This window comes from Rhodobacteraceae bacterium D3-12 (assembly GCA_025916135.1).
GTDB lineage: Bacteria > Pseudomonadota > Alphaproteobacteria > Rhodobacterales > Rhodobacteraceae > JAKGBX01.
On record CP104793.1, the window covers coordinates 349,811 to 363,955 of the forward strand.

Here is a 14,145-nt window from a genome sequence, read left to right on the forward strand (position 1 = left end):
ATTTGTTGGAGGGGCGGTATGCGGGCATGGGTGCTGGGGGTGGTTTTGGCGCTGATGGCGGGCGGGGCGCAGGCGGAGGTGCGGGTGGTTTGCACCCTTGTGGCCGAGGCCGAAACCGGGCGGGTGGTGTTGGAGGAGGGCGCGTGCGCGGCGCGTGAGACGCCTGCATCGACGTTCAAGGTGGCCTTGGCGGTGATCGGCTTCGAGGCGGGGTTTTTGCAGGATGCGCACGCGCCGGTGCTTGAGTATCGCAAGGGCGAGCCCGATTGGGGCGGCAAGAACTGGACCCGCGACACCACGCCAGAGCGGTGGATGACCTATTCGGTGGTCTGGTATTCACAGCGGATCGCACGGGCGCTGGGCGCGGAAGTGTTAAGCGCAAAGGCGCGGGCGCTGGGGTATGGCAACGCGGATTTTGCCGGTGATGCGGGCTATGACAACGGGTTGGAGCGGGCGTGGATTTCATCGTCATTGCAGATATCGCCACGCGAGCAGGTGGCGTTTTTGCGCGGGCTGGTGACGGGGCGTTTGCCGGTGAGTGCGCGAGCGATGCGATTGACACGCGCGGTGGTTGAGGAGCGCCGGGTCGGGGGCTGGCGGGTGAATGGCAAGACCGGGGGCGCCTATCCGCGCCGGGCGGACCGGAGTTTCGACTATGCCGCCGGGGTCGGCTGGTTTGTGGGATGGGCCGAAAAGGACGGGCGGGTTTACGTGTTCGCGCGGCTGACGCGGGCCAACACGCGGCTAAAGGGCTCGCCCGGTGTTGTGACGCGGGCGCGGTTTCTGGAAAACTGGCCTGCTATGGCAGAACGATTGAGGTGAGGCGGCCTGTGCGGTTAGGGTTTTGTCAGGGGTGATGGATGGCGGGCTTGAGAGATGGCGGGCTCGAGAGATGGCGGACGTGATGGATAGGAAGGGATAGGTCATGGGCAAATGGGGCACACTACGGTTGGGTGGGCTGACCGCAGGGTTGGTGATGTTGGCGGCACTGGGGCGGGCCGACGGCGATCATGATCACGGGGTGATGGGCAAGGATGCGCAGCATTTGCCGATTTTCGACGCGCATATCCATTACAAGGAACCGGCGTGGGATGTTTACCCGGTCAAAAGCATTATCGAGTTGATGGACCGCAGCGGGGTCGCGATGGGGTTGGTCTCTTCCACGCCCGATGAAGGCACGATCATGCTGTGGAAATACGCGCCGAACCGGGTGGTGCCGGAGCTGCGCCCCTATCACGGGGATGCGGGGTCATCGAATTGGACCAAGGCGCCGGATATGGAGGCCTATTTGAAAGAGCGGTTGCAGGCCTATCCGCATCAAGGGATTGGCGAGTTTCACATTCATCGGCTGGACCGGTCGGATGAGCCGCTGTTTCGCAAGGTGATCGCGATGGCCAAGGCGCGGGACATTTTCCTGCATGTGCATTCGGGGGTGGAGCCTGTGGAGTGGCTTTTTTCGCTGGACCCGGAGGTCAAGATCATCTGGGCGCATGCCGGGTTGAGCACGCCCGCAAAAGGGGTTTACGCGGTGATGAAACGCTATGGCACGTTGGTTGCGGATACGTCATTGCGCGAGCATGACATTCTGGATGGTGCGGGCGGGTTGGACCCTGTGTGGGAGAAGATCCTGATCGAGTTTCAGGGCCGCTTGATGGTGGGGAGCGACACATGGGTCAACAGCCAGTGGGACCAATATGAGGACATCATCGCCACGCATCGCAGGTATCTGGCGCTTTTGCCGCGCGAGGTCGCGGAAAAGATCGCCTTTAAGAATGCCGAGCGGTTTTTCGGGCGCAAGGTGACGATGGATTTAATCGGAAAACGCTGAGGCTTGGCGACCGCGTGCGATAGGGCGGGGGCAAGAATTTTTGAAAAATTCTTGGTAAAATTCTTTGAAGAATTTTGGCGCTCGGGTGGTGGGGTTACTCTGCTGCTTGCAGGGCGCGGTTTCGCTGCTTGTCGAGCAGGACTTCGCGTTGGGGGACCCATGTGTATTTCGGGTCTTTTTGCGTGGCATTCCATGTCAGCGGTCCGCCGCGGCGCCACGGGTCAACCACAATGCCGGAGAACATGTCATCGCCACGCGCCGAGATGATCGAAGTGGAGTGTTCGATCAAAACCGGGTGCCCATAGTTGGCGATGGCGCGGTGAATTTCGAGGGTTTCGAAGCGTTCGGATTTCAGGCGCCGTTCCATATCCTCGGCCCAGTGCCAGCAGAGGCCACGCGGGCGCAGGCCCATATTCACCTTGGTGTTATGAATGAGCGGCGGATCGGTGATCTGGTATTGGCGGGCCAGTTCGGCGGGGTAGGTGAGAGAGATAAAGGCGGCACGGTGGGCTTCGGCGGGGTCGACATCGGGGCCAAGCGCCTGGATCGCGGCGGCCAGGCGGGCGACCTCGTCAGGTTGGGCGCTGGGCGCGGGGGGCGCGCAGGCGGTCAGGGCCAGAAACGCCAGCAGCCCGGCAAGGATACGCAAAAACGTCAAGGGAAGTGCCTGTTTGCCTGTTGAACTTGCCCAATCGCTAGCGCGGGGGCGGCGCGATGTCGAGAGAGCCGTCGATCACAGGTTCATGACCTTGTCGAAAAAGCCACGGTTGGCGGTGCGGGCCTGTTCAAGGAGCGCCGGGTGGCGGCGGGCCTTTGGCAGGGCGGTTTGCCAGTTGGACGGCGTGGCCATGGTGGGCGGGTCCGCGAAGCCGTTGAACTTGTTTGAGAACGGCAGGCAGAGGGTGCGGCGGCCAAGCAGCATGGCCCAGTAGGTGCCGTGATAGGAATTGGTCACCACCGTGTCGCCGCTGGCGATATGGGCGATGGCCTGTTGCAGGGTCGGGCCGTGATTGGTGAGGCTCGGGATACTATCGGGCAGGGTGATGCCGGTGGATTTGCGGTGGTGCAGGAAAGCGACCACCTCATGCTTGGGTGCGGGGGGCGCATCAAACAGCGGCGACATGGCCGAGACGCAAGGCACATGCGACAGCCCCGCCACCCCCGCATTGCGGGTCGAGATCAGCGAGGCCGAGGCGCGAGCGATTTCAAACGGCAGGCTTTGCGCCGTTTTGCTGTCGAGGCCCACGGCCCAGATGACCGTGTGCCGCGCGGCGGCGGCGTTATAGATCAGCGCGTTGATCGCCTGTTGTGCGACCTGACCACCGCCGAGGATGGCACGGTGACAGGCCGGCAGATCGGCACCGAAATCACCAATCGTGCTTGTGCCGAAATCAAAGTAATCCGCCGGGCAGCAGGCACGGTCACCCACATTGGCGGTGGTGCGGATATGTTGGAATGCGGCATCAAACATAGTCGAGGTTTAGCGTCTATGTTGCGGGTGGCAAAGGGGGATTGCGTGGTGGCCTATTCGCAGGAAACGCATTGCGACCCATTGCGTCCGCCTGTCCACATGATACCAATTTCACATGTGGGAGATTTTTCTTAAAACCGTGCCGTTCTTTGCGCTCATCGGTCTTGGCTATGGCGCCGGGGTGACGAAGTTTTTCAGCGAAGAGGCGACCTCTTATCTGACGAAATTCGTGTTTTACTTTGCCTTGTCGGCGATGATCTTTCGCTTTGCCTCGCAGATGAGCCTGAGCGAGGTGGCCGATACGCGGTTTATCGTCGCGTATCTTTGGGGCTCGGGCTTTGTTTACGGATTGGGCATGGCGGTGGCGTTTTTGCGCAAGCGCCCGATGGAGGAAGCGGCGATCGAGGCGCAATGTGCGGTGATTGCCAATGTCGGTTTCCTTGGGATTCCGATGCTGACGCTGTTGTTGGGTCCAGAGGCGGTGGGGCCGTTGATGATGGTTCTGGCGATGGATTTGATCGTGTTCGGCTCGCTTATCGTGATTTTGGTGACGGGCGGGCGTGACGGACGGATGGGCCTTGCGGTGCTGCGCACGGTCGGGGTTGGCCTGCTCAAGAACCCGATGATTATGGCGATGGCGTTGGGCCTGTTGGTCTCGGGGTTCGAGATCACGGTGCCGGTGCCGGTGGAAGAGTTTCTGACCATTCTGGGGGCGGCGGCGACGCCGGGGGCGTTGTTTGCGATTGGCGCATCGTTGGCCAGCAAATCGGCCGAGCGGTTGTCGGTGGCGGGGTGGTTGAGCTTTGCCAAGCTGGTGTTGCATCCGGCGTTTGTGGCGTTGGCGGCGCTGTATCTGTTCCCGATTGATCCGTTCCCGGCGGCGGTGATGATTTCCTGTGCGGCGCTGCCGGTGGCGGGGAATGTCTTCATTCTGGCGCAGCATTACGGTGTCGCGCCGCAGCGGGTGTCGGCGGCGATTTTGGTCTCGACAGTGTTCAGCGTGGCCTCGGTGCCATTGGTGATCGCATGGGTGACACAGCTTTATTGAAATTGACGAAGGGGAGAGAGACATGAGCGAGCAAAGCGTGCCGGGGTATAGCCCCGTGCCATTGCCACGCCGTGCAGAGCGGAGCGATGCCGAGGTTTTGGCCGCTGCGAAGGGGTTTCGCGGCGATATGGCGAGCCGCCACACGATCCGCGATTTCAGCACGCGTCCGGTGGCGCGGGAGGTGATCGAAGAGGTGATCCTGAGCGCCGGGAACGCGCCGAGCGGGGCGAACCATCAGCCGTGGCATTTCGTGGCGATTTCGGACCCTGAGATAAAGGCGCAGATTCGCAAAGCTGCCGAGGAAGAGGAAGCGAGGTTTTATGGCGGAGGGGCCGGGGACGAGTGGCTTTCGGCGCTGGAGCCGATTGGCACGGGTGTGTCCAAACCGCATCTTGAGGAGGCGCCGTGGCTGATTGTGGTGTTTGCGCAGCGCTATGGTTTGCGCGAGGATGGCAGCCGGTTCAAGAATTACTATGTGCCCGAAAGCGTGGGCATCGCCAGCGGGTTTTTGATTGCTTCGCTGCATATGGCGGGGCTTTACGGGCTGACCCATACGCCGAACCCGATGAAATTCCTGACCGGGATTTGCGGGCGTCCCGAGCATGAGAAGCCGATCATGATCGTCGCCGTGGGCCATGCGGCAGAGGAGGCAACGGTGCCGCAGAAGGCGATGAAGAAAAAGCCGTTGGGTGAGGTGGCGACGTTTATTTGAGGTGGGCTCTCGGAAAGAGCCCAGCACGGACTCAAGGCGAAGCCGCCGTGCATCGCCGTCACGCCCCACCGGGGCGGCGATTGGCAAGCGCAGAGCGCCCCAACACCCTTTTTCGGGATTGGCGAGTATAAAGTGCCCTATTCTTAGCATGGTCGCCACCCCGGCGTGACGGCGATGCACGGCTTCATGCATTTCCCGTTTCGCCTGATCCGTTGAGTTGCTATGCCTGAGCCCAAGCGAATGACAGGAGGCCAGCGCAATGGAAACGGTAGCGGAAAACAGGTGTTTTGGCGGGGTTCAGGGGGTTTACACCCATGGCTCGGACGTATGTGGCGTGCCGATGACCTTTGGTCTGTTCCTGCCCGAAGAAGCCAAGGACGGGCCGGTGCCTGTGCTGTGGTATTTGAGCGGGCTGACCTGTACGCATGAAAACGCGATGGTCAAGGCGGGTGCGCAGGGCTGGGCCGCGGAGCAGGGGATTGCTCTGGTCTTTCCGGACACTTCGCCGCGCGGCGAGGGGGTGGCCGATGACGAGGGTTATGACCTTGGGCAGGGGGCCGGGTTTTATGTGAACGCCACGCAGGACCCATGGAAGCCGCATTTTCAAATGTGGGATTACGTGGCCGAGGAGTTGCCCGCATTGATTGGCCGCGAGTTTGCTGTTGATCTGGAACGGCAGTCGATCACCGGCCATTCGATGGGCGGGCATGGTGCGCTGACGCTGGCGATGGGCCTGCCGGGGCGGTTCCGGTCGGTTTCGGCGTTTTCACCGATCTGTAACCCGACGGCGAGCGATTGGGGGCGCAAGCAGCTCGGTGCTTATCTGGGCGATGACGAGGGGCTTTGGGAGCGTCACGACGCGACGGTGATGATGAAAGCAAACGGGTTTGACGGGCCGATGTTGGTGGATACCGGCACCAGCGATCAGTTTATTGATTTGCTCAAGCCCGAAGCGTTGGCGCAGGCGGTGAATATGCGGCGTCAGCAAGCGGTGCTGCGCCTGCAGCCGGGGTATGACCACAGCTATTTCTTTGTCTCGACCTTCATGGAGGACCATGTGGGGTTCCATGCCGAGGCGCTATATGGGTGAGGGCGTGTTTTCGCGATCTCAACCTTTTCGAGGCATGATGGCAGTGAGCCAACGCGGTGTGACAGCAGGGATATGACATGAGCGATTACGATCTGATTATCATCGGGTCCGGCCCGGCGGGGCGGGCGGCGGCCATTCAGGCGGGCAAGCTGAAGCGCCGGGTTCTGGTGGTGGACAAGAACGAACGCCCCGGCGGCGTGTCGATCCACACCGGGACGATCCCCTCGAAGACCCTGCGCGAGACGGTGTTGAACCTGTCGGGTTGGCGTGAGCGCAGTTTTTATGGCCGGTCCTACCGCGTGAAGGATGATATCGAGGCCGGGGATCTCAAGGCGCGGCTGCATAAGACGCTGGATTACGAGGTTGATGTGTTGGAGCATCAATTCAACCGCAACCATGTTGAAACGCTGCATGGATATGCCAAGTTCCTGAGCGAACATGAGATCGAAGTTGCGACCGAAGCGGGCGAGGTGCGCAAGATCACGGCGGATAAGTTCCTTATTTCGACCGGGACCAAGACGTTCCGCCCCGATTATGTGCCGTTCAACGGCAAGACGGTGGTGGACAGCGACGAGTTTCTTGAGCTGGGCCAGATCCCGAGGAGCCTGATCGTGGTCGGGGCCGGGGTGATCGGGGTGGAATATGCCACGATGTTTTCGGCGCTGGATGTGCGGATCACGCTGATCGAGCCGCGCGAGAGTTTCCTTGATTATATCGACCGGCAGATCATTCAGGAATTCACCCATCATATCCGCGAGAATGGTGTTGATCTGCGGCTCGGCTCAAAAATCGACGCGATCGAGGATGCGGGTGAACATGTTGAGGTCAGCCTTGAGAATGGCCGCCATGTGCGCGCCGAGATGCTGTTGTTTGCCGCCGGGCGCATGGGGGCGACGGCGAGCCTTGGGTTAAAGGCTGCGGGGATCGAGACGGACCATCGGGGCCGCATCGAGGTGGATCGCAAGACCTATCAAACCAAAGTCGGCCATATCTATGCTGCGGGCGATGTGATCGGGCATCCGGCGCTGGCGTCGACCTCGCTTCAGCAGGGGCGGGTGGCGGCGTGCCATGCGCTGGACACGCCGACCATGCCGGAGAGCCCGTGGTTCCCCTATGGCATTTATTCGGTGCCGGAAATTTCGACCTGTGGCATGTCCGAAGAGGAATTGCAGGAGCGCGGCATTTCCTATGAGGTTGGCGTGGCGCGGTTTGGTGAGACCAGCCGCGGCAATATCATGGGGCTGCAACAGGGCATGTTGAAGATGCTGTTCAGCCTCAAGACGCGGCGCGTTCTGGGGGTTCAGATTGTCGGCGAGGGCGCGACCGAGTTGATCCATATCGCGCAGGCGGTTTTGAACCTGAAGGGCACGGTGGAGTATTTCGTGCAGAACACGTTCAATTACCCGACGTTGGCCGAAGCCTATAAGATTGCCGGGCTGGATGCGTTCAACCGCATGCCGATCCCGGAGGAATACAAGGCGAATAAGCCCGAGAAGAAGGCGTCTGAGAAGAAAGTGCCGGAGAAGAAAGTGCCCGAGAAGAAAGCGGCGGATAAGAAGCCCAGCGGGAAGAAAAGCAAGTGAGCGCGATCTATGTGGATGCCGATGCCTGTCCGGTGAAGGCCGAAGCCGAGAAGGTCGCGACGCGGCATGGGGTGAAGATGTTTGTCGTCTCGAACGGGGGCTTGCGGCTGTCGCAGAACCCGCTGGTCGAGACGGTGATTGTGCCCGACGGCCCGGATGTGGCCGACATGTGGATTGCCGAGCGCTGTGGGCCGGGTGATATTGTCATCACCGGAGACATTCCGTTGGCTGCGAAATGCGTCGAGGCGGGGGCAGACGTGCTCAAGCATAATGGTGAGCGGCTGACCCAAGCCAATGTGCGCGAGGCGCTGGCGATGCGCGATCTGATGAGCGATCTACGCTCGGCCGATCCGTTCCGGCAGGGGGGCGGCAAGGGGTTTACAAAGGCGGACCGGTCGCGTTTTCTCGATATGTTGGAAATGACCCTGCGCAAGCTTGCGCGGTGACTGGTTCCTGAGCCAAAACGAAAGACCCGGATATGACCGTTACAGCAGCAAAACAGGGCAACCTGTTTGGTGCGATTTGCGCCATGATTGCGGTGTTGTGCTTTTCCGTAAATGACATCGGGATCAAGTGGTTATCCGACGGCTATGCGCTTCATCTGGTGGTGTTGATCCGCTCGCTTGTGGGGATGGTTGTGATGCTGGCCATTATCATGCCGTTGAGCGGCGGATTGCGGGTGATGCGCACCAAAAGGCTGGGTGCGCATCTGTTCCGCGGGCTGTGTGTGGTGCTGGCCAATGTGTTCTTTTTCCTTGGGCTGGCGGCCCTGCCTTTGGCCGATGCGGTGGCGATTTTCTTTATCTCGCCGCTGGTGATCACGTTGTTTTCGGTGCTGTTTCTGGGCGAGACGGTGGGCCCGCGCCGGTGGGGGGCGATTGGTTTGGGGTTCGTCGGGGTGATGGTGATCGTGAAGCCCGGCACATCGGCGTTTCAGGCGGCATCGTTGCTGCCGATTGTGGCGGCGATCCTATATGCGGCGTTGCACACGATGACGCGCAAGATCGGCAATACCGAGAGCGCGGCGACGATGATGTTTTACATTCAGGTCACGTTCCTTGCGACCAGCGCGCTTGTCGGGCTGGTGCTGGGGCATGGCGGGTTTGAGGGTAGCGCGCATCCGTCGATTGCGTTTTTGACCCGCGCGTGGGGCTGGCCCGAGGCGGGCGATTGGCTGACGCTGGGGTTTATCGGGGTGGCGAGCGCGGTGGGTGGCTATTTCATCAGTCAGGCTTACCGCGTGAGCGAGGCGGCATTCGTGGCGCCGTTTGAATATGTGGCGATGCCGATGGCGGTGGTTTGGGGCTGGATTTTGTTCAGCGAATTGCCGGGGCTGACGGATTGGATCGGGATTGCGATGATTGTCGGGGCGGGGCTGTTCCTGCTTTGGCGCGAGGCGGAAGTGGACGAGGAAAAACCGGCGTCGGCCCCGAAATACCGCCGCTGAGCGTGGGGTGTTTGACGGGGTGGGTGCAAGCAAGCAAAGTGGCGCACAAAGAGCCATGACAGGGGAAAGCCGATGACGATTGAGATGATACCCTTTGCCGAGGGCGAGGCGAAAATGCGCTGGCAGGGTTTGTTGGCGGCGTTCGAGGCGGGGCACACCCGCGCCAAGGCCGAGATTGGCGATACGTTTTTGTATCGCGGTGAGGACACGTTGCTGTCGCGTGCGGCGTGGATTGACGGGATGGGCTCATTGGTGAAAACGGCCAATATCTTTCCCGGCAATCCGGGTGCGGGCAAGCCGATGGTGAACGGCGCGGTGAACCTTTATTCCGACACTGATGGCACGTTGGAGGCGATTGTCGATTTCCATTTGGTGACCAAGTGGAAGACCGCCGGGGACAGCCTCTATGCGGCGTCCAAGCTGGCCCGGAAAGACGCGCGCAAGTTCCTGATTGTCGGGGCCGGGACGGTGGGGCGTTCGATGATCGAAGCCTATGGCGCCTTGTTCGAGGGGACCGAGTTCACCGTCTGGAACCGCTCGCCCAAGGGGGCGGAGGAGATGGCGGCGGATATTCCGGGGCTGACCGTGGCCGAGGACCTTGAGGCGGCAGTGGGCGAAGCGGATGTGATTGCCACGGCGACGATGGCGAGCACGCCGGTGATCAAGGGCGCGTGGTTGAAACCCGGTCAGCATCTGGACCTGATCGGGGCCTATCGCCCGGATATGCGCGAGGTGGACGACGAGGCGATTTCCCGCGCGCGGGTGTTTGTGAACAGCTATGACACCACGGTCGCGCATATCGGCGAGATCATAGAGCCGTTGAAATCCGGCGCGTTGAAGCGGGACGAAATTGTCGCGGATTACTACGAGCCGGAGCAGTTCCGGCGCACCAGCGACGAAGAGATCACGATTGCCAAGAACGGCGGGGGTGCGCATCTCGATCTGATGACGAGCCGTTACATTCTGGAGGCATGGCGCGGATGATCTGGGCGCTCCTGCTGATTGGGGTGATGGTTCTGGGGCTGGCCGAGCCGTTCCTGCGCGAGCTGCGCAAACCTTCGGTGCGGGCGTTTGAAGACGAGGCACCGGGGGCGTTTGCAGAGTTGTCGGCGGGGCGGGTGCATTACCGATGGAGCGGGCAGGCGGTCGCCTCCGTTGACGGCCCGGTGATGGTTCTGGTGCATGGGCTGACCACGCCGTCGTTTATGTGGGACGCGCTGGAGGCGCCGCTTGTGGCCAAAGGGTATCGGGTGCTGCGCTATGATCTTTATGGACGCGGGTATTCCGACCGACCGAGGGGCGCACAGGACGCGGCGTTTTTCGTCACGCAGTTGGAGGAGTTGCTGGCGCATGAGGGCATCACCGGGCCGGTGACGTTGGTGGGCTATTCCATGGGCGGGGCGATTGGTACGGCGTTTGCGGCAAAACACCCGGTGAAGGTGTCGCGGCTGGTGTTGTTGGCACCGGCGGGGATGGGGCATGCGCTTGGCGCGGCGGAGCGGTTGGTGGCGCTGCCGGGGCTGGTGGCCGAGTGGCTGATGCTGTGGATGTTTCCAGCCCGGTTTCGCGCCGGTGTGAACGCCGAGAGGGATGATCCGCGGGTGCCGGATGCGGTGGTGGCCGGGCAGTTGGCGCAGCTGCAACGGCGCGGGTATTTACGCTCGGTTCTGGAGAGCCTGCGGGGGATTTTGAGCGAAGACCGCGCGGCGGAACACCGGGCGATTGCGGCAGCGGGGCTTCCGGTTTTGGCGGTCTGGGGGCAGGTGGATGAGACGATCCCGATTGCCGCCAAAGCGGTGCTCGAGCAATGGAACGGAGCGGCGGAGCATGTGGTGCTGGGCGATGCGGGGCATGCGTTGCCCTATACCCATGCGGCGGAAGTGGCCGACGCGATATGACGACCGGCACAGGCCGCACTTAGCGCGACGCCTAGCGGTAGCGGGACAGGCAGGCGTTGCTGGTCGGGGAGAGTTTGCAGGCGCGGCGGTAGGCGGCCTCGGATTGGGCGCGGGATTTGTAGCGCCCGGCATCGTTGCGGCTGTGCAGGCTGCCTTTCATGTAGCACCCCCAAGCTGCGCCGGCCTCGCAAGAGGCGGTATAGGTCCGCATCTGGCAGGAGAATTTTCGCGCGGCGTCGGGCTGTTGGCGCAGCCATTTGCCGTTTTTCGAGGTTGCCGCCGCATTGGTGCAGGCATTGGCATTGCCGTTCTGACAGGCCGCCAGAAACAGCGTGTAGGTGAAGTCCGAATAATCCGCATGTTTGGATTTATTCGGATCGCTATCGGATTTCTCAAGCACGCGGGCGAGGCCGAAACAGGCCTTGCCGTCGCCTTTGAGGCAAGCTTTGTAGCACGCCATCGGGTTGGCGCCGCATGAGGTTGTGCCAAAGGGGTAGCTTTGCGACTTGGGGAAGACATCTGCCGGGCAGGTGCGCAGCGCCTTGTCATGCACCGGAGAGCGCAGGATATTGCGGATCACGGGGCGAAGCTCGGCAGGGGCGCTACGGGCGAGGTCTGCGGCAGTGTCGGCACGGATTTGGGTGTGCCAGACCATCGTCAGAATTAACACGACGACGAAGAGCAGTGCAAAAATGCGATACATATTAAAGGTAGTCCAAGCTATTCAAATTCAAGCCGGTACGAGTCGACGCTCCTTGACCGGTAGGTGAACGATAGCGGAAAATGCGCCGATGCCAACACCTATCCACCAGACGGCCGTATAGCTGCCGTAGATGTCATACATCCGCCCGCCGAGCCAGACGCCGAGGAAGCTTCCCATTTGGTGGGAAAAGAAGATGATCCCGTAGAGCGTGCCCATATAGCGCAGCCCGTAGATATGCGCGATCAGCCCGGAGGTCAGCGGCACCGTGGCCAGCCAGAGGGCGCCCATCGAAACCGAGAACAACAGCACCGTAAGCGGGGTCATCGGCACGAGGATAAAGGCGGCGGCAATGAGCGTGCGCCCGGTATAGATGCCCGCAAGCAGGTATTTCTTGGAATAGCGATTGCCAAGCCAGCCCGCCGTCAGCGTGCCCGCGATATTGGCGAGACCAATGAGCGAGATCGCCACCGCGCCGAGCCGCGAGGTTGAGGTGATGCCCATGCCATGCAGCAAGCCGCCGGGCGCAATGGGGCCGCACATTTCGGTGACAAAGGCCGGGAAATGCGCCGTGATGAAGGCCAGTTGATAGCCGCAGGAAAAGAACCCGAGGAAGATCAGCGTATAGGAGGGGTCGCGGAACGCTTTCTTGAGGATGCCGCCGAGGGTTTCTTCGAGTTCGGCGCGGGTGGCGGGGCGCGCGGGGCTGCGCATCATCGGTAGGGAGAGCAGGGTGGCGAGGATCATGGCCGCGAAGATCAGGAACACGGACTGCCATGTGAAGAAGGTGAGCAGGTATTCCGCGAGCGGCGCGCCGATCACCTGTCCGCCGGAGCCTGCGGCGGTGGCGATGGCGAGGCTCATCGAGCGGTTTTCATCGGACGCGGCGCGCCCGACGACGGCGAGGATGACGCCAAAGCCGGTGCCCGCGATGCCAAAACCGACGAAGATTTCATAGAACTGATGCGCTTCGGGGGTGACGGCAAAGGAGGACATCACAAGGCCCGCCGCATAGAGGAACGCGCCGATGATGATGGCGCGGCGGTCGCCTATTTTCTCGGCGAGGGCGCCGAAGATTGGCTGTCCGATCCCCCAGAACAGGTTTTGCAGCGCGATGGCGAGCGAGAATTCCGAGCGCGCCCAGCCGAATTCATCCGCGATCGGGATTTGGAAGACGCCGAAGCTGGCTCGGATGGCGAAGGAGATAAGGATGATGCCGCAGCCCACGATCAACACGGGCGTGAAAATAGATGGTGATTTCGGCATGGGGCATACTCCGGTTCGCAATATGACAGTGACCCTGACGGAAAGGGGCGTCAATTCAGGAAATGTGCGTTGAACGTCACGTATTGGAATATTTGGGGGGCGGGAAAAGGGGGAGGTCGCGCGATTTGTGGGGGGAAATGAGGGGGGTGCGCTTGGGTCTGCTTGGGTAAATGAGGGGTCAGCCCCTCAAACTGCAGGTTAAAATGAGGGGCCAGCCCCTCATACTCCCCGGGATATTTTCAGTCAGATGAAGCGGGCAGGGAGGGGGTGTTGCGGTGTGTGCGGGTCAGGTGGGGAGGGCGCGGGCCCAGGTGAGGAAGATGTCGAAGCTGGCGCGCCAGTGTTTGGAAAGCATCAGGTTATGGGGGGCGTCCGGGATGATGTGAGCCGTGGTGTTAAAGCGGCGGGCAAGGCGGTGTTGGCTTTTGGGCGGGAAGATCTGATCCAAAGCGCCGCCAACCACGCAGACCGGCGGTGGCGCGACGGGTTTGCGGGGCAGGGCGAGGGCGGTCATGTCGAGGAAGCCAAGGAAGCTTTCATCGGTGAGTTGGGCGTGGAATGCGGCCTTTTCGGGAGCGGGTGTGTCGGCATCAAGGAAGAGGTGGGCGGCGTAGGCCGGGCCCTGCACCATCGGGTAGAGCGAGGCGTGGGTAAGTATGCGCAGGAAGGTCAGCGGGCGTTGGCGCAGGGTTTTCAGCGCCACGGGCAGCGCGCCGCTGTGCGGTAGCGAGGCGAGCAGACCGGCGCCGCGCATAGGCGTGCCGCGCGCCATCAGGTGTTGCGTGATGAAGCCGCCCATCGAGTGGCCAATCACGATTGGTGGTGACGGCATCGCGGCAATGGTTGCGGCGGCGTCATCGACGTAATCGCGGATGCGGTTCCAGCGCATTGATTTGACTGCCGGGCGGTTGCCATGGCCGCGCAGGTCGAGCGAATGGGTGTAAAAGCCGCTTTCGGCGAAGGCTTGGGCGTAGGTGTCTTGCCAACACCATGCGCCGTGCCACGCGCCGTGGATCAAGAGCAGCGGCGGCCCGTCGGATGGCCCTGTGGTGATGATGTTGAGATCATGGGTCATCTGGTGAGTGTAGCGCCTCTACACATC

The 14,145-nt window shown here is 61.6% G+C and carries 15 protein-coding genes; 10 read left to right on the plus strand and 5 right to left on the minus strand.

What is annotated here, in order from left to right; translation table 11 throughout:
• The first annotated feature begins 18 nt into the window (after window positions 1–18).
• A complete protein-coding gene (blaOXA, locus tag N4R57_01700) occupies window positions 19–822 on the plus strand; it encodes a class D beta-lactamase (protein ID UYV37851.1) in 804 nt (267 codons plus the stop codon).
• Between the two features lie 103 nt (window positions 823–925).
• Window positions 926–1,828 (plus strand): amidohydrolase, encoded by a 903-nt coding sequence (locus N4R57_01705; protein ID UYV37852.1) that lies wholly within the window; start codon window positions 926–928, stop codon window positions 1,826–1,828.
• Window positions 1,829–1,922: 94 nt separating this feature from the next.
• Here the strand turns inward: N4R57_01705 and N4R57_01710 are convergent, their stop codons facing one another.
• Both N4R57_01710 and N4R57_01715 read right to left on the minus strand, forming a co-directional pair.
• The gene (locus tag N4R57_01710) at window positions 1,923–2,486 is read right to left on the minus strand and encodes a hypothetical protein (protein UYV37853.1); all 564 of its coding nucleotides are present in this window, start codon (window positions 2,484–2,486) and stop codon (window positions 1,923–1,925) included.
• A 75-nt stretch (window positions 2,487–2,561) separates the two neighbouring features.
• Window positions 2,562–3,299, minus strand: coding sequence for a polysaccharide pyruvyl transferase family protein (locus tag N4R57_01715; protein ID UYV37854.1), 738 nt, complete (start codon window positions 3,297–3,299; stop codon window positions 2,562–2,564).
• A 115-nt stretch (window positions 3,300–3,414) separates the two neighbouring features.
• On the opposite strand from N4R57_01715, the gene N4R57_01720 reads away from it, so the two are divergent.
• The 8 genes from N4R57_01720 to N4R57_01755 all read left to right on the plus strand — a co-directional run bounded on the left by N4R57_01720 (window position 3,415) and on the right by N4R57_01755 (window position 11,077).
• Window positions 3,415–4,347 carry an AEC family transporter gene (locus N4R57_01720; protein ID UYV37855.1) on the plus strand — a complete coding sequence of 311 codons (933 nt, stop codon included), beginning with the start codon at window positions 3,415–3,417 and terminating at the stop codon, window positions 4,345–4,347.
• A gap of 22 nt (window positions 4,348–4,369) precedes the next feature.
• A complete protein-coding gene (locus N4R57_01725) occupies window positions 4,370–5,059 on the plus strand; it encodes a nitroreductase family protein (protein UYV37856.1) in 690 nt (229 codons plus the stop codon).
• 259 nt (window positions 5,060–5,318) lie between these two features.
• Window positions 5,319–6,149, plus strand: a complete 831-nt coding sequence (gene fghA / locus N4R57_01730) for an S-formylglutathione hydrolase (GenBank protein UYV37857.1) — start codon at window positions 5,319–5,321, stop codon at window positions 6,147–6,149.
• Window positions 6,150–6,226: 77 nt separating this feature from the next.
• Window positions 6,227–7,732 (plus strand): Si-specific NAD(P)(+) transhydrogenase, encoded by a 1,506-nt coding sequence (gene sthA, locus N4R57_01735; protein UYV37858.1) that lies wholly within the window; start codon window positions 6,227–6,229, stop codon window positions 7,730–7,732.
• Window positions 7,729–8,178, plus strand: coding sequence for a YaiI/YqxD family protein (locus N4R57_01740; GenBank protein UYV37859.1), 450 nt, complete (start codon window positions 7,729–7,731; stop codon window positions 8,176–8,178). Before sthA ends, N4R57_01740 begins: the two co-directional genes overlap by 4 nt.
• A 32-nt stretch (window positions 8,179–8,210) precedes the next feature.
• A complete protein-coding gene (locus tag N4R57_01745; GenBank protein UYV37860.1) occupies window positions 8,211–9,179 on the plus strand; it encodes a DMT family transporter in 969 nt (322 codons plus the stop codon).
• A 72-nt stretch (window positions 9,180–9,251) separates the two neighbouring features.
• Window positions 9,252–10,163, plus strand: coding sequence for an ornithine cyclodeaminase (locus N4R57_01750; protein UYV37861.1), 912 nt, complete (start codon window positions 9,252–9,254; stop codon window positions 10,161–10,163).
• A complete protein-coding gene (locus tag N4R57_01755) occupies window positions 10,160–11,077 on the plus strand; it encodes an alpha/beta hydrolase (protein ID UYV37862.1) in 918 nt (305 codons plus the stop codon). Before N4R57_01750 ends, N4R57_01755 begins: the two co-directional genes overlap by 4 nt.
• Window positions 11,078–11,108: 31 nt before the next feature.
• Here the strand turns inward: N4R57_01755 and N4R57_01760 are convergent, their stop codons facing one another.
• The 3 genes from N4R57_01760 to N4R57_01770 all read right to left on the minus strand — a co-directional run bounded on the left by N4R57_01760 (window position 11,109) and on the right by N4R57_01770 (window position 14,118).
• A complete protein-coding gene (locus tag N4R57_01760) occupies window positions 11,109–11,780 on the minus strand; it encodes a hypothetical protein (GenBank protein ID UYV37863.1) in 672 nt (223 codons plus the stop codon).
• Window positions 11,781–11,807: 27 nt separating this feature from the next.
• A complete protein-coding gene (locus N4R57_01765; protein UYV37864.1) occupies window positions 11,808–13,043 on the minus strand; it encodes an MFS transporter in 1,236 nt (411 codons plus the stop codon).
• Window positions 13,044–13,329: 286 nt separating this feature from the next.
• Window positions 13,330–14,118 carry an alpha/beta fold hydrolase gene (locus N4R57_01770; GenBank protein ID UYV37865.1) on the minus strand — a complete coding sequence of 263 codons (789 nt, stop codon included), beginning with the start codon at window positions 14,116–14,118 and terminating at the stop codon, window positions 13,330–13,332.
• Window positions 14,119–14,145: the final 27 nt, after the last annotated feature.